General features: G+C 70.3%; 14 protein-coding genes. 8 read left to right on the top strand and 6 right to left on the bottom strand.

Going from position 1 to position 16174, the window contains the following annotated elements:
* Window positions 1-47 precede the first annotated feature (47 nt).
* From VD659_RS01180 to VD659_RS01170, 3 genes are read right to left on the bottom strand one after another with little or no spacing between them, the layout of a single operon-like run.
* Window positions 48-1280 carry a DUF4350 domain-containing protein gene (locus VD659_RS01180; protein WP_423259279.1) on the bottom strand — a complete coding sequence of 411 codons (1233 nt, stop codon included), beginning with the start codon at window positions 1278-1280 and terminating at the stop codon, window positions 48-50.
* Window positions 1277-1972: a DUF4129 domain-containing protein gene (locus tag VD659_RS01175; protein ID WP_423259278.1), complete on the bottom strand. Its 696-nt coding sequence runs from the start codon at window positions 1970-1972 to the stop codon at window positions 1277-1279. The genes VD659_RS01180 and VD659_RS01175 overlap by 4 nt, the downstream gene beginning before the upstream one ends.
* Window positions 1969-3381, bottom strand: a complete 1413-nt coding sequence (locus tag VD659_RS01170; RefSeq protein WP_423259276.1) for a glycerophosphoryl diester phosphodiesterase membrane domain-containing protein — start codon at window positions 3379-3381, stop codon at window positions 1969-1971. Before VD659_RS01170 ends, VD659_RS01175 begins: the two co-directional genes overlap by 4 nt.
* 206 nt (window positions 3382-3587) lie before the next feature.
* Here VD659_RS01170 and mtrA point away from each other — a divergent pair, with 206 nt between their 5' ends.
* The 6 genes from mtrA (at window position 3588) to secA (ending at window position 12360) form a co-directional block, all read left to right on the top strand.
* On the top strand, window positions 3588-4265 hold the full coding sequence (gene mtrA, locus VD659_RS01165) for an MtrAB system response regulator MtrA (RefSeq protein ID WP_423259274.1): 678 nt from the start codon (window positions 3588-3590) through the stop codon (window positions 4263-4265).
* Window positions 4266-4284: 19 nt separating this feature from the next.
* Window positions 4285-6024, top strand: a complete 1740-nt coding sequence (gene mtrB / locus VD659_RS01160; RefSeq protein ID WP_423259272.1) for an MtrAB system histidine kinase MtrB — start codon at window positions 4285-4287, stop codon at window positions 6022-6024.
* Complete coding sequence (locus VD659_RS01155; protein WP_423259270.1) at window positions 6017-7711, top strand: LpqB family beta-propeller domain-containing protein; 1695 nt, start codon at window positions 6017-6019, stop codon at window positions 7709-7711. Before mtrB ends, VD659_RS01155 begins: the two co-directional genes overlap by 8 nt.
* A 59-nt stretch (window positions 7712-7770) precedes the next feature.
* Window positions 7771-8514, top strand: a complete 744-nt coding sequence (locus VD659_RS01150; RefSeq protein ID WP_423259268.1) for a ComF family protein — start codon at window positions 7771-7773, stop codon at window positions 8512-8514.
* 74 nt (window positions 8515-8588) lie between these two features.
* Entirely contained in the window at window positions 8589-9308 is a 720-nt protein-coding gene (gene hpf / locus VD659_RS01145) for a ribosome hibernation-promoting factor, HPF/YfiA family (RefSeq protein ID WP_423259267.1), read from the top strand.
* Between the two features lie 139 nt (window positions 9309-9447).
* The gene (gene secA / locus VD659_RS01140) at window positions 9448-12360 is read left to right on the top strand and encodes a preprotein translocase subunit SecA (protein WP_423259265.1); all 2913 of its coding nucleotides are present in this window, start codon (window positions 9448-9450) and stop codon (window positions 12358-12360) included.
* Window positions 12361-12374: 14 nt separating this feature from the next.
* Here the strand turns inward: secA and VD659_RS01135 are convergent, their stop codons facing one another.
* Entirely contained in the window at window positions 12375-12845 is a 471-nt protein-coding gene (locus VD659_RS01135; protein WP_423259264.1) for an Rv3235 family protein, read from the bottom strand.
* Between the two features lie 355 nt (window positions 12846-13200).
* Between VD659_RS01135 and VD659_RS01130 the strand changes: the two genes are divergently transcribed.
* Entirely contained in the window at window positions 13201-14694 is a 1494-nt protein-coding gene (locus VD659_RS01130) for a sensor histidine kinase (protein ID WP_423259262.1), read from the top strand.
* A gap of 81 nt (window positions 14695-14775) precedes the next feature.
* Here VD659_RS01130 and VD659_RS01125 read toward each other — a convergent pair whose 3' ends face one another.
* The gene (locus tag VD659_RS01125) at window positions 14776-15024 is read right to left on the bottom strand and encodes a WhiB family transcriptional regulator (protein WP_137835978.1); all 249 of its coding nucleotides are present in this window, start codon (window positions 15022-15024) and stop codon (window positions 14776-14778) included.
* 190 nt (window positions 15025-15214) lie between these two features.
* Between VD659_RS01125 and VD659_RS01120 the strand changes: the two genes are divergently transcribed.
* Entirely contained in the window at window positions 15215-15664 is a 450-nt protein-coding gene (locus VD659_RS01120) for a hypothetical protein (protein ID WP_423259261.1), read from the top strand.
* A gap of 9 nt (window positions 15665-15673) precedes the next feature.
* On the opposite strand, the gene bcp is transcribed toward VD659_RS01120, so the two are convergent.
* On the bottom strand, window positions 15674-16156 hold the full coding sequence (bcp, locus tag VD659_RS01115) for a thioredoxin-dependent thiol peroxidase (RefSeq protein ID WP_423259260.1): 483 nt from the start codon (window positions 16154-16156) through the stop codon (window positions 15674-15676).
* Window positions 16157-16174: the final 18 nt, after the last annotated feature.

Below are 16174 nucleotides of genomic sequence, written 5' to 3'. Positions count from 1 at the left end.
GGTTCCTTACTCTGCGTTCGGGGGAGACGATGGAGTCCGCGGCCGGACTAGGGGCTCTGGCGTGGGTCGGTGGCGCGGTGCACGGCCTGCTCCAGGGTGAGCAGCCGGTCGGAGTACGTGAGGAGCTCGCGCTCGGATGTCGGCATCCCGCCCAGGAGCGTGTCGAGAACTTCGGTCACGGGCAGCCCGGCCACGGCCGCCGCCGCGGCGGCCACCTCGGCCACCGGCGCGTGGCGCGGCAGCGCGAGCGTCTGGGTCAGGCGCTGCACGGCGCCGATGCGCAGCGCGTCGAGCGCCCGGGCGTGCGCACCCTGTCTGGCGTAGAGCCGCGCGCGCCCCTCCATGGTCTCGCTCGCGCGCACCGTGACGGGCAGGTTCTCCACCACCACCGCGCCGAAGCGCCGGCCCCGCCAGACGCCCGCGGCGACCACCACGAGCAGCGCGAGCAGCACCACCGGGGTGACCCAGCCGGGCGTGAGGTCGCCGAGGGTGGGCGGGGCGGTGCCGGCCGCATCCGCTGCGGTGGGCAGGTACCAGACGAGCGTCGGATGCGCCCCGAGCAGCCCCAGCGCGAGCGCCGCGTTGCCGTTCCGGGTCACCGCGTCGTTCGTGATGACGTCTCCGGCCCCGAGTGCGGTGACCGGTCCTCCCTCGGCGGGCTGCACCCGCACGAGCGAGAAGGCGTCGTCGAAGGAACGGAAGCAGCTCACCGCCTCCGACCCGCCGACGGCCCGGAAGGTGGTTCCCGAGCGCGTGATGGTTCCGGCGCGCTCGGCGGCCGGCAGCGTGCATCCGGCGTCGACCGTGGGTGCGTCCTCCACCACACCGGCGGGGGCGATGCCGGGGGCCAGAACGCTCAGCACGGCCGAGGAGGGATCGACGAGCACGAGCTCGGCCCCGGTCTCGGCGAGCTCCCGCTGCCCGGTCGGGTCGAGGTAGCCGAACGGGTCGGTGAAGAGCACCGTGGCGTCGTGACCGGCCACCGCGGCCTGCGCCTCGGCGAGCGTGTCGGCGCGCACCACGTCGACGCCCTGCTGCCGCAGCACCTCGGCCACGGCCTTGCTGCCGCTCGGTCCGGCGCTCTCGAGGGAGTAGCGGCCCGAATCGGGGATTCCGGATGCGGTGGCCAGCACCGCGAACCCGGCGCCGAGCACCGCCAGCACCACCACGACCACCCAGAACACCCAGCGGCGAGCGGTGCTGCGCACGCGCGGCGTCACCGCCACGGCGTCGCGGGGAGCGGAAGGCGCGGGAGGCGGGGTCTGCAGGGCCGACGTCATCCGGCGACCGGGCTCTCGAGGCGTTCGAGGCTCGCCGGCCGCTCCGCCTGCAGCCGGCGGTCGAGAGCGGCCACGCGGTCGAAGCCCTCGCGCGTTCCGGGCCGCTCGAGGTAGCGCACGTCGTCGAACAGCACGGCGCACGCCGCGAGCTCGGCCGCCGCCGGAGGGAAGGACGCCCCCGCGCGCGCCGCGAAATCCCGTGCGGTGGTGCCGGGCGCCGTCTGCACGACCGTGCGCTCGGCGAGCTGGCGGGCGAGGGCGCGGAAGGCCTCCTCGATCGCGGTCGTGAAGTCGCCGACGGCGGCGGCGCGCGCGGCCGAGGCCCGCAGCTCCGCGGCGGTGCGCTGGTCGTCGGAGCCGAAGAGGGCGCCCGCCGGAACGCCGCTGCGGCGGTTGAGCCGAGGCCGCCCGAACACGAGGAACGCCACGACCACGAGCGCCACCACCACGATCACGACGACGAGCGGGAGGAAACCGTCGAGTCCGGGGCCGGTCGGCAGGCGCAGGGAGGCGAACCAGTCGCCGATCGCCTTCGACACGAGGTCGAACCAGGTGGGCCGGGCAGCCTGGTAGTCGGGCTTGCCGAGCTCGTTCACGAGCCACTCGCGCGCCTGCTGCGCGTCGGGGTCGACCGGGATGGCGGCCGGGAGCGCCGCCGACACCGCCGGCGCCCACAGGAGCGGGCTCGTCATCCGGCGTTCCGCGGCAGATAGGGGTCGGCCACCGTCTCGAGGCCGGCCTGGCGGGCCTCCACGAAGCGGGCGAGCTCGATGTCGAGTCCTTCTTTGCGCATCCGGAGGTCGAGGTAGACCACGGCGACGGTGGCCGCCTGGATGACCGCCGAGACGGCTCCGATCACGATGGTGAAGGCGAAGAACACGAGGTAGAGCGCGATGAGGGCGCCCACGCCCGTGCCGCTGTTGTTCGGGTCGAGCAGGCCGACGGCCGCGCCCGCCAGGAACGAGAACGGGGTCTGCAGGATCTGCGAGGCCACGGACAGGATGCCGTACACGAGAGCCAGCACACCGAAGGTCTTCCAGAAGCTCCGCGCGGTGAGGCGCCAGGAGCGCTTCATCGCGGCGCCCACGCCGAGGTGCTCGAGCACGATCGCGCACGGCACGAGCGCGAGCTTGGTGCCGAGCCACACGGCGAGCGCGGTGAGGCCGAAGGCGAAGAGCACGCCGAGAAGGATGGCGATCCCGACGCCGGCGGATCCCGAGGAGCCGACGGCCACGACGAGCAGCACCGCGATCGCGATCACCACGACGACGGCCACCGCGACGAGCGCGAACCACGCGGTGAGCGGCAGGATGCGCCGGAAGGCCGCCTTCCAGAGCGCGCCGAGCTTGCGCTTCTCGCCCAGGGTGGCGCTCGCCACCTCGATCACGAGCACCGCCTGGAGCAGCGCCGAGCCGAAGAGGCTGATGGCGGCGGAGAGCACGCCCGAGAGGATGAGCAGGGCGATGTTGCCGGCGCCGATCGCGTCGGCCCCCGCGGCATCCGGATCGAGCGAGGTGGCCCGCGCGACGGTGAACGCCACGGCCAGCCCCACGAAGAGCACGGTCACCACGAGCACCACGAGCTGCACGATCAGGCCGCTGCCGAAGGTGGGGCGCGGGTTGCGGCGCAGCACCTGGAACGGGGCGCCGAGCAGCGTGCCGAAGCCGAGGGGGCGCAGCGGGATGAGGCCGGGCTTGGGCGGGGGCGCCCAGGCGTTGGCGCCGGGCTGCTGCGCGAAGCCCTGCTGCGCGTAGTAGGGGAGCTGCTGACCGGAGGGCGCCGACGGTGGGGGAGCGTGTTGCCCGTATTGCGGTGGCGGGTACTGCCCGTACTGCGGTGCAGGCGGGGGTGCGTACTGCCCGTCCTGCGGCTGCGGCGGGGCGTACTGCCCGTACTGGGGCGCGGCCGGCGGGGCGTACTGCCCGTACTGGGGCTGGCCCGGTGCCGGCGGGGGTGCGTACTGCCCGTACTGCGGTGCAGCGGCGGGCGCCGGCGCCACCGGCGGGGGCGGGGGCAGCGGCGGCAGCGCGCTCGGCTGCTCATCCGTCGCCGGCCGGCTGTCGTCGGCCTGGGGCGGAGCCCAGCTCTTGTCATCGCTCATCGGTGATCCTCAACCCCTAGCGTCGGTGTGCGAGCGCCCGTCCTCCCCGCACCATGCTTCCATACTCCCCCAGAGTTTTCCCGGCATGTGTCGAGAAGCCGCTCGAACGGCTCGACTACTCTGGTCGCAGTGAAAGCCTGAATCGGATGCGCGCGCGGCAAAGGCGCCCGCGAGCATCCGCCTGTGAAACCGGAAGATATCAGCACATGGACCCTCGCATTCTGGTTGTCGACGACGACACCGCTCTTGCGGAGATGATCGGCATCGTTCTGCGCGCCGACGGCTTCGACCCGGTGTTCTGCGCCGACGGCTCGGAGGCGCTCGCCGCGTTCCGAGCCGAGAAGCCCGACCTGGTGCTGCTCGACGTGATGCTGCCCGGCCTCGACGGCATCGAGGTGTGCGGCCTGATCCGCGCCGAGTCCGGAACGCCCATCATCATGCTCACCGCGCGCACCGACACCGCCGATGTCGTGAGGGGCCTCGAGTCGGGCGCCGACGACTACGTCGTGAAGCCGTTCAATCCCAAAGAGCTCGTGGCGCGCATCCGCACCCGGCTGCGCCCCACCCCGGAGAACACCCCCGACGTGCTGCAGATCGGCGATCTGCGGCTCGACGTGGCCGGACACGAGGTGAAGCGCGGAGTCGAGCGCATCAACCTCACGCCGCTCGAGTTCGACCTGCTGCTCGCGCTCGCCACGAAGCCGCAGCAGGTCTTCACCCGCGAGATGCTGCTCGAGCAGGTGTGGGGCTATCACTACAAGGCCGACACGCGGCTGGTCAACGTGCACGTGCAGCGGCTGCGCGCCAAGGTCGAGGAAGACCCCGACAACCCGAAGATCGTGATGACCGTGCGCGGCGTCGGCTACCGCGCCGGCGCATCCTGATGCACCGGCCGTCCCGCCGATGACCTCGTCGCCGGGCGCAGGCCGAGCCAGTCTCGGGCCCACGATCGCGCGCAACTGGCGCACCTGGCCCCGCGAGGTGGCGCGCGCCTGGCGGCGCTCGCTGCAGTTCCGCACCATCGTGATCACGGTGGTGCTCTCGGCGATCGCGGTGGTGGCCACCGGCACCTACATGTCGATCTCGATCGGGAACGACCTCTTCCAGTCGCGCCTGCAGCAGGTTCTCGTGGAGTCGAAGAACGCGGCCACCTCGGCGCAGACCATCTTCGACTCCTCCGACCCCACCAACGGCGCCTCCACCATCTCGCTGCTGTCCTCGGCGAAGTCGGCCATCATCGCGTCCTCGTCGAGCCGCCTGATCGCGCTGCTCGCGACCCCCGGCAGCACCACCGGCTCCAGCACCGTGCTCGGCTTCGCGAGCCCGGAGCTCGCCCCCTCGGGCGGCGTCATCTCCGACCAGCTGCGGGCGGAGGTCGTGTCGAACCCCGACGGCGTACAGCAGTACTGGCAGTCGGTGTCGCTGCCCGACGACCAGGGCGGCACCGCCCCGGGCATCATCGTGGGCTCGCCGCTCACCATCCCCGGCGCGGGCTCCTTCGAGCTCTACATCGGCTACAACCTGTCCGAGGCGCAGCAGACGCTCGTGTTCGTGCAGCAGACCCTGTGGCTGGGCGGCCTGGCCCTCGTGCTCCTGATCGGCCTGGTCTCGTGGGTGATCGTGCGGCTCGTCGTGCAGCCCATCCGGATGGCGGCCGAGACGAGCGAGAAGCTCGCCGCCGGCCAGCTCGAGGTGCGCATCCCGGAGCGCGGCGAAGACGTCATCTCCACCCTGGCGCGCTCCTTCAACGGCATGGCCGACAGCATGCAGTCGCAGATCACCCAGCTCGCGGAGCTCTCGCTGGTGCAGCAGCGCTTCGTGTCGGATGTCTCGCACGAGCTGCGCACGCCGCTCACCACGATCCGGCTCGCCGGAGACGTGCTCTACGACCAGCGCGAGACCTTCCCTCCCGCCACCGGCCGCACGGCGGAGCTGCTGCACACGCAGACCGAGCGCTTCGAGCTGCTGCTCGGCGACCTGCTGGAGATCAGCCGCTTCGACGCCGGATCCGCCCAGCTCGACACCGAGCCCACGAACCTCGTGCGCCTCGCCGAAGACGCCATCGACCAGATGCAGTCGCTCGCCGAGCAGTCCGGCTCCGACCTGCGCCTGGTCGCGCCCGGCGGCTACTTCGAGGCCGAGGTCGACGGGCGGCGCATCCGCCGGATCGTGCGCAATCTGCTCGGCAACGCGATCGAGCACGGTGAGGGCAAGCCGATCGTGGTGAGCGTCGACAGCGACGAGCGCTCGGTGGCGCTCTCGGTGCGCGACTACGGCATCGGCATGAGCGAGACCGACGCCGAGCGCGTCTTCGACCGCTTCTGGCGCGCCGACCCCTCACGCAAGCGCACCATCGGTGGCACGGGCCTCGGGCTGGCGATCTCGCTCGAGGACGCGGCGCTGCACAGCGGGGCCCTCGAGGTGTGGTCGCGGCCCGGCGCGGGCAGCTGCTTCCGGCTCACGCTGCCACGGGTGCGGGGCCGCATGGTGGGGGCGTCGCCACTGCCGCTGGAGCCGCAGGACGCCTACGGCGAGGCGCCGGCCGTGGCCGAGCTGAGGCCGCCGCATGCCGGGCACCCGGCGCAACGGCCGGAGACGGGCGCCGCTCCGGCGGCGCAGGAAGGGGAGAGTGCCGATGTCTGAGCGCACTGCTTCTGCTCGCCGCCGCGCAGCGGGCGGCCTCGTGATGGCCCTCCTGCTGGCCGCGCTCGCCGCGTGCAGCGGCATCCCGCAGTCCGGCCCCGTGCAGCCGGGGGAGGCCATCGGCTCGGCGAGCGACATCGACGTGATCTTCCTCGCCGCCGACCCCACGAAGGGCGCGACGCAGGAGCAGATCCTGAACGGCTTCATCCAGGCCGCGAAGAGCCCGCAGAACAACTACGAGGTGGCCCGGCGCTACCTCGCGAAGCCGGCCGCCGACACCTGGAAGCCCAACGCGAACACCACGATCGACCAGGGCACGCGCTCGATGGCGGCCCAGGATGCGACCACCATGCAGATGACCATCACCCCGGTCGCCTCGGTCGACGCGAACGGCGTCTACGCCGAGAGCGCCTCGAGCGCCTCGTCGACGCTCACCTTCAGCTTCACGCAGGTCGACGGCGAGTGGCGGATCAGCCAGCTGGCCGACGGCATCGTGATAGAGGACGCCTTCTTCGATCAGGTGTTCTCCTCGCACGCCGTCTACTTCTACGATCCCACCTTCACCTACCTCGTTCCCGACCTCCGTTGGTTCCCCACCACGGCTGCGGTGGGCACGCGCGTCGTGAACGCGCTGCTCGGGGGACCGGTGACGTGGCTCGGCGACGGCGCAGTGGTGACGGCGTTCCCCGACGGCACGACGGCGACCGCGGTGGTGACCACCGGAGGGCAGACCCAGGTGGAGCTCTCCTCGAACGTGCTGCAGGCCGATGCCGCCGACCTGCAGCGGATGCAGTACCAGCTGAGTCAGAGTCTCAGCGACCTGGCCTCGGCCACCAACGTCACCATCTCCGTCGACCAGAACGCCGTCACCATCCCGGCCTCGAGCGCCGCGCCGCCGAACCCGGCCCCCCGGGTCAACGCGCAGCCGCTCGTGCTCCGCGACGGCGCCTTCGGCTACGTGGCGGGGTCGTCGGTGTCGGAGATCCCCGGCGTCAGTGCCGCCGTCGTGGCGCTGCAGCCGGCGTCGGCGGCCTATTCGGCGGTCAGCTCGCTGGCGGCGGTGAAGGCCGCGAACGGCACCGTGCAGGTGGTGCGGGGCGGAGATCAGCCGGTGGTGCTCGACCAGCGGCCCGCGCTCATCGACCCGGCCGTCGATCCCTTCGGCTACGTCTGGTCGGTTCCGCAGAACGCGCCCACCTCGGTGAACGCCTACGGCTCCGACGGCAACGCCCTGAGCATCCCCACCAACTGGGACGGCGCCGCCTCCATCACCTCGCTCGAGATCTCGCGCGACGGCACGCGCGCCCTCGCCTTGCTCTCCGTGGGCGGCATCCCGAAGCTCGTCGTGGCGGCCGTCATCCGCAACGCCGCCGGAGTGCCCCAGAAGTTCGGGCAGCCGGTCGAGCTCTCCACCGCAGCCGGAACCCCGATCGACGCCACCTGGGTCGATCAGCAGAGCGTCGCCTCGGTCACCGCGCTGCCCTCGGGCGAGACCCGGGCCGTGGTGCAGAAGCTCGGCGGCCGCAGCTCCAGCCTCGGCTCGCCGCAGAACGCGGTCGCGATCGCGGGCGGCAACGACATCGACGGCCTCCGCGTGCTCTCCTCCGACGGCAGCCTGCTGCAGCGTCGGGGGAGCACCTGGCAGGCGACGGTGAGCGGCATCACGAAGCTGGCTGTGCAGAACTAGTTCTCCACAGATCGTCCGGCGGGCATCCGGGGCGCGGGGCGCTTGGCGAACCTGGGGTGATGAACGATCCTCTGCATCCCGTGCCCCGTCCGCCCCGAGCCGAGGGGGCGCTCCGGGCGTGGCTGAGCGACGCCGCCGCGGTGCTGCTGCCCGTGGTGTGCGCCGGATGCGGCCGGCCCGACTCCGCCGTCTGCCCGCCGTGCCGGGTCGCGCTGTACCCGGTGCTCGCCGAGGTGCGGTCGGGCCCGCTGCGCGTGCAGGTGGCGCTGCCCTACAGCGGCGTGCCCGCCGCCGTGCTCGGCGCGGTGAAGGAACAGGGGCGAACGGATGCGCTGCGTGCGCTGGCACCGGCCATGCGCGCCGTTCTGGCCGCGGCCCACCACGCCGTGCCCTCGTTGCCGGCACGCGAGCCGCTGCTCGTGGTGACGATGCCCTCGGCGGTGGAGGTCACGCGGCGGCGCGGGTTCCGGCCGGTCGACGCGCTCGTGCGTGCCGCGGGGCACCGCGTGCCGCGGACGCCGGTGCTGCGGTTCGCCCGGGCGGTCGCCGACCAGGCGGGGCTCACGGCCGACGACCGGCGCAGCAATCTCGAGGGCGCGATGCGCGCATCCGGGCCCCTCGACGGCCGGCGCGTGCTGCTCGTCGACGACGTGCTGACCACGGGCTCCACCGTGCTCGAGGGCTACCGGGCCGTGCTCGCCGCCGGGGGCGACGTCGTCGGAGCCGCGTGTCTAGCGCACACAGGAAAACGAAAGGCGACCGGCAGGCAATTAGTCGGTGACAGTTCGGGGCGCCGGTACTAGCGTGAACTGCACAAGGCGCGAACGGTCCCGTCCTCGGTCGGGATCGCGCCACCCAATATGGCTAGGAGGTCTCCATGGAAATCAACATCACTGGACGAAACCTAGGAATCACGGATCGATTTCGCGATTACGCGAGCGAGAAGGCGAGCAAGGTCGAGCATCTGGCCGACAAGGCGCTCGCTCTCGAGATCAAAGTGCTCCGCCACAATTCGGCGAACGGAACGCAGAGCGGCGACGATCGGGTCGAACTGACCCTCATCGGCCCCGGCCCGCTGGTTCGCGCGGAGAGCGCCGCCTCCGACAAGTACGCCGCCTTCGACCTGGCTCTGGCCAAGCTCGTGCAGCGCGTGCGCCGGGCGAAGGACCGCAAGAAGGTGCACCGCGGCCAGCACCGTCCGGTTTCGCTGCACGAGGCGGCCACCGGCGGGTTCAGCGTGGTCGACGTGGAGCCCGCGGCACCGGCGGCGATCATCGGGTCGTCGACGCGGTCAGCCGTCGCCGCCCCCGTCGAGGCCGCTCCGGAGACGCCCGACGACGACCTCGACGACGAGGTGTACTGCCCCGTCATCATCCGCAAGAAGGTCTTCGGGGCCACCCCGATGACCGTCGACGACGCGCTTTATCACATGGAGCTCGTCGGCCATGACTTCTACCTCTTCATCGACTCCGAGTCGGGCCGGCCCAGCGTGGTCTACCGGCGCAAGGGCTGGGATTACGGGGTGATCGGCCTCGACGAGAACGCAGCCGCGTTCACGGAGGCCCTTCCGGACACCGTCGCGGCCGCCGCGCGCTAGGGCGCGAGGCGCCTCCGGGGGCCACGGAGCCCTCCCACTGCGGTCGCAGCGAATGCGCCGCCAGCCCTCAGGCGCGAGCAACTAGTATGGCTTGTGCTTGCGGGGACTCCGCAGCGACGACTGCAGTGGGAGAGACTCCGTGGCCTCAGTTCTTGAAAAGGTCCTTCGTGTCGGCGAGGGCCGAACCCTTCGCAAGCTCCAGAACTACGCGAAGGCGATCAACGCACTCGAAGAGGACTTCCAGGCGCTGTCCGACGAGGAGCTCAAAGACGAGACCGTGCGGCTGCGCGAGCGCTACGAAGCCGGCGAGAGCCTCGACCACCTGCTGCCGGAGGCCTTCGCCGCGGTGCGCGAGGCGTCCACCCGCACACTCGGCCTCCGCCACTTCGACGTGCAGCTCATGGGTGGTGCGGCCCTCCACCTCGGCAACATCGCCGAGATGAAGACCGGTGAGGGCAAGACGCTCGTGGCCACCACGGCCGCGTACCTCAACGCCATCGCCGGCAAGGGCGTTCACGTCATCACGGTCAACGACTACCTCGCGGGCTACCAGAGCGAGCTCATGGGCCGTGTCTTCCGCGCCCTCGGCATGACCACCGGATGCATCCTCTCCGGCCAGACGCCCGCCGAGCGCCGTGTGCAGTACGAGGCCGACATCACCTACGGAACGAACAACGAGTTCGGCTTCGACTACCTGCGCGACAACATGGCCTGGCAGGCCAGCGACATGGTGCAGCGCGGCCACTTCTTCGCGATCGTCGACGAGGTCGACTCCATCCTCATCGACGAGGCCCGCACCCCGCTCATCATCTCCGGCCCCGCCTCGGGCGAGGCGAACCGCTGGTTCAACGAGTTCGCCCAGATCGCCACCAAGCTCGTGGCCGACGAGGACTACGAGGTCGACGAGAAGAAGCGCACCGTCGGCGTGCTGGAGCCCGGCATCGAGAAGGTCGAGGACTACCTCGGCATCGACAACCTCTACGAATCGGCGAACACCCCGCTCATCTCCTTCCTCAACAACGCCATCAAGGCCAAGGCACTGTTCAAGAAGGACAAGGACTACGTGGTGCTGAACGGCGAGGTGCTCATCGTCGACGAGCACACGGGCCGCATCCTGGCCGGCCGCCGGTACAACGAGGGCATCCACCAGGCCATCGAGGCGAAGGAGGGTGTCGCGGTCAAGGCCGAGAACCAGACCCTCGCCACGGTCACCCTGCAGAACTACTTCCGCCTCTACGAGAAGCTCGGCGGCATGACCGGTACGGCCGAGACCGAGGCGGCCGAGTTCATGTCGACCTACAAGCTCGGCGTGGTGGCCATCCCCACCAACCGCCCGATGCAGCGCATCGATCAGGCCGACCTCGTCTACAAGAACGAGCAGTCGAAGTTCGACCAGGTGGTCGAGGACATCGTCGAGCGTCACGAGAAGGGCCAGCCCGTCCTCGTGGGAACCACGAGCGTGGAGAAGAGCGAGTACCTCTCGCGCCTGCTCGCGAAGCGCGGCGTGCGCCACGAGGTGCTGAACGCCAAGAACCACGCACGCGAGGCCGCGATCGTGGCCCAGGCGGGTCGCTTCGGCTCCGTCACGGTGGCCACCAACATGGCCGGTCGTGGAACCGACATCATGCTCGGTGGAAACGCCGAGTTCCTCGCGGTGGCCGAGATGAACTCCCGGGGCCTCAGCCCCGTCGAGACGCCCGAGGAGTACGAGGCCGCGTGGGACGAGGTGTTCCAGTCCGTGAAGGCCGAGGTCGCCAAGGAGGCCGAGAAGGTCGTCGAGGCCGGCGGCCTCTACGTGCTGGGCACCGAGCGCCACGAGTCGCGCCGCATCGACAACCAGCTGCGCGGTCGTTCCGGCCGCCAGGGCGACCCGGGCGAGAGCCGCTTCTACCTCTCGCTCACCGACGACCTGATGCGCCTGTTCAACGCCGGCGCTGCCGAGAGCCTGATGGGGCGCTCCGGCGTTCCCGACGACCTGGCAATCGAGTCGAAGGTGGTCTCGCGAGCCATCCGCAGCGCGCAGTCGCAGGTGGAGGGCCGCAATGCCGAGATCCGCAAGAACGTGCTCAAGTACGACGACGTGCTGAACCGCCAGCGTGAGGCGATCTACAGCGACCGTCGCCACATCCTCGAGGGCGACAACCTGCAGGACCGCTCGCAGAAGTTCCTCGAAGAGGTGATCGACGAGATCATCAGCGACCACGCCGCCGCCGGCAACGGAGACGACTGGGACTTCGATGCGCTGTGGACCGAGCTGAAGACGCTCTACCCGATCTCGATCTCGATCGACGAGGTGATCGCCGAGGCCGGAAGCAAGGGTCGCGTGAACCGCGACTTCGTGTCGCGCGAGATCCTCTCCGATGCGAAGCTCGCCTACAAGCGCCGCGAGGAGACCCTCGGTGAATCCGCGATGCGCGAACTCGAGCGCCGCGTGGTGCTCTCGGTGATCGACCGCCGCTGGCGCGATCACCTCTACGAGATGGACTACCTCAAAGACGGCATCGGCCTGCGGGCCATGGCGCAGCGCGACCCGCTCGTGGAATACCAGCGGGAGGGCTTCGCTCTCTTCCAGTCGATGATGGGCCAGATCCGCGAGGAGACCGTCGGCTTCCTGTTCAACCTCGAGGTCGAGGTCAACTCCTCGCCCACCGAGGTGGGCGCGCCCACCGTCGAGGCCAAGGGTCTCGCCCAGGCTTCGGCGCCGGCCGAGAAGCTCAGCTTCTCGGCGCCGAGCGACTCCGGTGGCGTCGAGGTGCGCAATCAGCGCGGCCAGATCGAGCAGGCGGCCAGCGCCCGTGCCCAGGAGGCCCAGGAGAAGGCGGCTCCGGCGGTGCCGAGCGCGTTCTCCCGGCAGGGCGGCCAGGCTCAGCAGGCCGCTTCGGCGGCCCGCCAGGCCTCGGGCGGTGCCCCCAAGCAGGGCGGATCGAAGCCGGCCGCGGGTCAGAGCAGCGGTGGAGGCCAGAACAGCGGAGGCCAGAACGGCGGAGGCCAGAGCAACGGCGGCGGCAGCAACCGTGCTCAGCGTCGTCAGCAGGGCAAGAAGAAGCGCTGAGCCTCAGCCCGTCGTCAGAGCACGTGGATCGCGCTCGCGCGCCATCGCTCGCCCAGGCTCTCGAGCCGGATGGCCACGGCGCGTGATCGCGCCCGGCCGTGCACGATCACGACCGCCTCGACCACGCCGTCGCTGGGTTCGCACAGCACCGTCGTGCCCATCGTGAAGCTCGGGCGCGCGGGCGACTCCTGACGCACCGTGCGAGCGCGCCGGGAAAGGACCACGCGCTTCATCAGATGAGCGTGCACGTCGGCCGAGAGCCAACGGGCGATCTGATCGAGATCGCGGGTGCCGGCGAGGATCTCGACCACGCAGCGGGCGAGGCTCTCCACCAGTGGCCGGGGATCGGAGACGGAGGCCGGCGGAGTCGGGTCGCGGGTGTCGGGCAGGCCCGCGGAGACGGCATGAGGCCGCGGCACGGCGCCGCGCCGCGCCCGTGGCGACGACGCTCGCGGGGGCAGCAGCGCGATCGAGGCTGAGGTCATCAGGTGAGCTCCTTTCAGGACGCCCGGTAGGTAAGCAATGCTCATCACCGTGTCGGAGGCTGTTACTCAACCAGTGTCGAGAAGGCTTGTCCAGAAGCGTTTGTGCCCTGTGGATTTCGACGCGTGACAGTGCTCTTTAGGTGGCAATTGCTCATAACGCCACCCATTCGGGGGATGGTCAACTGTTCTTGCGCACAAAGCGCAACAGTTTCCGGCCGGGATGCCCGTTCCCCCGACCTACCGCTATCCCGGCCGGAATGCGACAGCTCCCGTGGTCGGTTCGTAGGGAAATACGGCCACGGGAGCCTCTCGTCTCTGGCGGAACTCCCCGGGGCCGCATCGTAGGCTAGAACGCGTGTCAACACTCAGTGATCTCGTCGCCGCCCACGGAAGCTCGACCGAAGCCGACGTGGAGTGGCTGCACCTGTTGGTGAGCGACTGCCAGCTCCTGGCCGACCTGGCGTTCGCCGACATCGTGCTCTGGGTCCCCACGGTCGACGGCACCTTCGTGGCTGTCGCGCACTCCCGCCCGTCGAGCTCGGCCACGCTCTTCTACCGCGACTTCGTTGGCCAGACCATCAAGCCCGAGTGGCGCAAGCAGGTGACGGATGCGTTCGAGAGCGCTCAGATCGTCGACACCGCCGCCCCCGACTGGTATGAGGAGACCCCCACGCGAGTGCGTGCCGTGCCGGTGCTCCGGCGCCTCTCGGCCTCCGACCAGACCACCACCGATCGCCCGATCGCGGTGATCACGCGGCACACCAACCTCAGCGAGGCGCGCACCCCCAGCCGCCAGGAGCTCACCTTCAACGAGTGCGCCAACGACCTCTTCTCGATGATCTCCGCGGGCGACTTCCCGGACCTCGGCGCCCCCACCGGGCCGCGCCGGGGCGCTCCGCGCGCATCCGACGGGCTCATCCGGCTCGACGTCGACGGCATCGTCACCTTCGCGAGCCCGAACGGGCTCTCGGCCTTCAACCGCATGGGCTTCGTGGGGGAGCTCGAAGGCCAGTCGCTCGCCGAGGTCACCACGGGTCTCCTCAGCGGCCGGCTCGTCGTCGACGAGTCGCTGCCGCTCGTGGTCACGGGCCGGGCGCCGTGGCGAACCGACATCGAGGCCAAGGGCGTCACCGTTTCGCTGCGCGCGATCCCGCTGCGCAACCGGGGCCACCGCTTCGGGGCCATCGTGCTGAGCCGTGACGTGACCGAGCTGCGCCACCAGGAGCGCGAGCTCATCACGAAGGACGCCACCATCCGCGAGATCCACCACCGGGTGAAGAACAACCTGCAGACGGTCGCGTCGCTGTTGCGCATCCAGGCCCGGCGCACCCACTCCGACGAGGCCCGGGATGCGCTGACCCAGGCCATGCGTCGCGTCGCGGCCATCGCGGTGGTGCACGACACCCTCTCGGAGGGCCTCAATCAGCGCGTGGACTTCGACACGGTGTTCGACCGCGTGCTGCTGCTGGTGGCGGAGGTGGCCTCGGCGCACAACACGACCGTGCATCCGAAGTCCTCGGGCAGCTTCGGCGTGCTTCCGAGCGAGTACGCCACGCCCCTCGCGCTCGCGCTGACCGAGCTCGTGACCAATGCGGTCGAGCACGGCCTCGCCGGTCAGGAGGGCGAGGTCGAGATCGTGGCCACGCGCTCGGAGGAGACCCTCACGGTCGAGGTGCGCGACAGCGGAACCGGCCTGCCCGAGGGCAAGGTCGGTTCGGGGCTCGGCACGCAGATCGTTCGCACCCTCATCCAGGGAGAGCTCGGCGGCACGATCGACTGGCACACCATGGTGGGCTCGGGAACGGTCGTGACCATCGAGATCCCGTTCCGGTGGCTCAAGAAGCCGTGATGCGGGGAGCGGTGCGGCGTCGGTGCACCGCCGAACATGCGAGAACCCACTGACTCTTAATCAGTGGGTTCTCGGTTCAGTTCAGGATGCGCGGCGGGCGCGAGCAGCGCGGCGCTTCAGAGCGCGGCGCTCGTCCTCGCTGAGGCCACCCCAGACGCCCGAGTCCTGGCCGGTCTCGAGGGCGTACTGCAGGCAGATCTCGGTGACGGAGCAGCGGGCACACACGGCCTTCGCCTTATCGATCTGATCGACGGCCGGTCCGGTGTTTCCCACGGGGAAGAAAAGTTCCGGGTCGGCGGTCAGGCAGGCGGCTTTGTCGCGCCAATCCATAGCGGGAGCTCCTTTGGATGCAGGGTGCTTCGATCGAGAGACCAGAAGACTTTCGGGTGAAGGTCAATGGCACGGTGGACGCTGCACCCAGACTTGGATGCACCCGCTCACGTCACTGTGAGCAACATTGACCTCAAATATGGTCGCATACTGGTATTTGCAAATCAAGGGTTTTCTACGGAGTACGGCCATGAGTGACGACATGAACGACGCGCGAACGTCCGGCGAAGCCTCGACGACGGGCCGCTCCGAGCTGCCGCACCGACCGGCTCTGCTCGTGCTCCTCGCGGTCATCGTGGGCGCCGAAGCGCTCGTCATGGCCGGTGTCGTCGTGTGGCTCGCGATCGAGCTCCTGACGGTGCAGCCGAGCTCCTACCAGACCGCGCTCGCCATCCTCGTGCTGTCCGCCATCGCGGCGGTGTTCCTCGCCGTCGTCGCCGTGCACACGCTGCGCGCGCGGCCGTGGACGCGGGCGGCGACCCTCACCTGGCAGCTGCTCCAAGTGGTCATCGCCATCGGCTGCTTCCAGGGCATGGTGGCCACGCCGACCATCGGCTGGTATCTCCTGCTCCCCGCGGTGCTCGGGATCCTCCTGCTGTTCACGCCCTCGGTCGTCGCCGCCACGAAGCGCGACGTCTGACGCCGTCGCTCAGGCGTCGATCTTGAGCTTCTTGCGCAGCATCGCGACGTGGCCGGTGGCCTTCACGTTGTAGAGCGCGAGAGTGACCACTCCCTCCTCGTCGATGACGAAGGTGGAGCGCAGCACGCCGGTGACGGTCTTGCCGTAGAGGGACTTCTCGCCCCAGGCGCCGTAGAGGTGGTGCACGGCGACATCCGGGTCGGAGAGCAGGGTGAAGTTGAGACCCTGCTCGTCGATCCAGCCGCGGAGCTTCGCGGGGGCGTCGCGCGAGACCCCGAGCACGGTGTAGCCGGCGCTCTTCAGCGAGTTGAGGTTGTCGCGGAAGTCGCACGCCTCGGTGGTGCAGCCCGGCGTTCCGGCTTCGGGGTAGAAGTAGAGGATGACGCGCTCGCCGCGGTAGTCCGAGAGGGAGCGGGCGACGCCGTCTTCGTCGAGGAGAGTGAATTCGGGGGCGGTCTGACCGGCGTCGATGCGCGCGCTGGAGTCTGTCATGGGTCCAGTATTTCGCAT

This window comes from Herbiconiux sp. 11R-BC (assembly GCF_049472555.1).
Lineage (GTDB): Bacteria > Actinomycetota > Actinomycetes > Actinomycetales > Microbacteriaceae > Herbiconiux.
The sequence above is the reverse complement of the archived record's forward strand: the minus strand, read 5'-3'. Positions and strand labels throughout refer to the sequence as shown.

Bases quoted from the DNA above. Each gene is read 5' to 3' on its own strand.
- mtrA (WP_423259274.1), top strand. From the start codon at position 3,588: ATGGACCCTCGCATTCTGGTTGTCGACGACGACACCGCTCTTGCGGAG.
- bcp (WP_423259260.1), bottom strand. From the start codon at position 16,156: ATGACAGACTCCAGCGCGCGCATCGACGCCGGTCAGACCGCCCCCGAA.
- hpf (WP_423259267.1), top strand. From the start codon at position 8,589: ATGGAAATCAACATCACTGGACGAAACCTAGGAATCACGGATCGATTT.
- mtrB (WP_423259272.1), top strand. From the start codon at position 4,285: ATGACCTCGTCGCCGGGCGCAGGCCGAGCCAGTCTCGGGCCCACGATC.
- VD659_RS01125 (WP_137835978.1), bottom strand. From the start codon at position 15,024: ATGGATTGGCGCGACAAAGCCGCCTGCCTGACCGCCGACCCGGAACTT.
- VD659_RS01150 (WP_423259268.1), top strand. From the start codon at position 7,771: ATGAACGATCCTCTGCATCCCGTGCCCCGTCCGCCCCGAGCCGAGGGG.
- VD659_RS01135 (WP_423259264.1), bottom strand. From the start codon at position 12,845: ATGACCTCAGCCTCGATCGCGCTGCTGCCCCCGCGAGCGTCGTCGCCA.
- VD659_RS01155 (WP_423259270.1), top strand. From the start codon at position 6,017: ATGTCTGAGCGCACTGCTTCTGCTCGCCGCCGCGCAGCGGGCGGCCTC.
- VD659_RS01120 (WP_423259261.1), top strand. From the start codon at position 15,215: ATGAGTGACGACATGAACGACGCGCGAACGTCCGGCGAAGCCTCGACG.
- VD659_RS01170 (WP_423259276.1), bottom strand. From the start codon at position 3,381: ATGAGCGATGACAAGAGCTGGGCTCCGCCCCAGGCCGACGACAGCCGG.
- VD659_RS01175 (WP_423259278.1), bottom strand. From the start codon at position 1,972: ATGACGAGCCCGCTCCTGTGGGCGCCGGCGGTGTCGGCGGCGCTCCCG.
- VD659_RS01180 (WP_423259279.1), bottom strand. From the start codon at position 1,280: ATGACGTCGGCCCTGCAGACCCCGCCTCCCGCGCCTTCCGCTCCCCGC.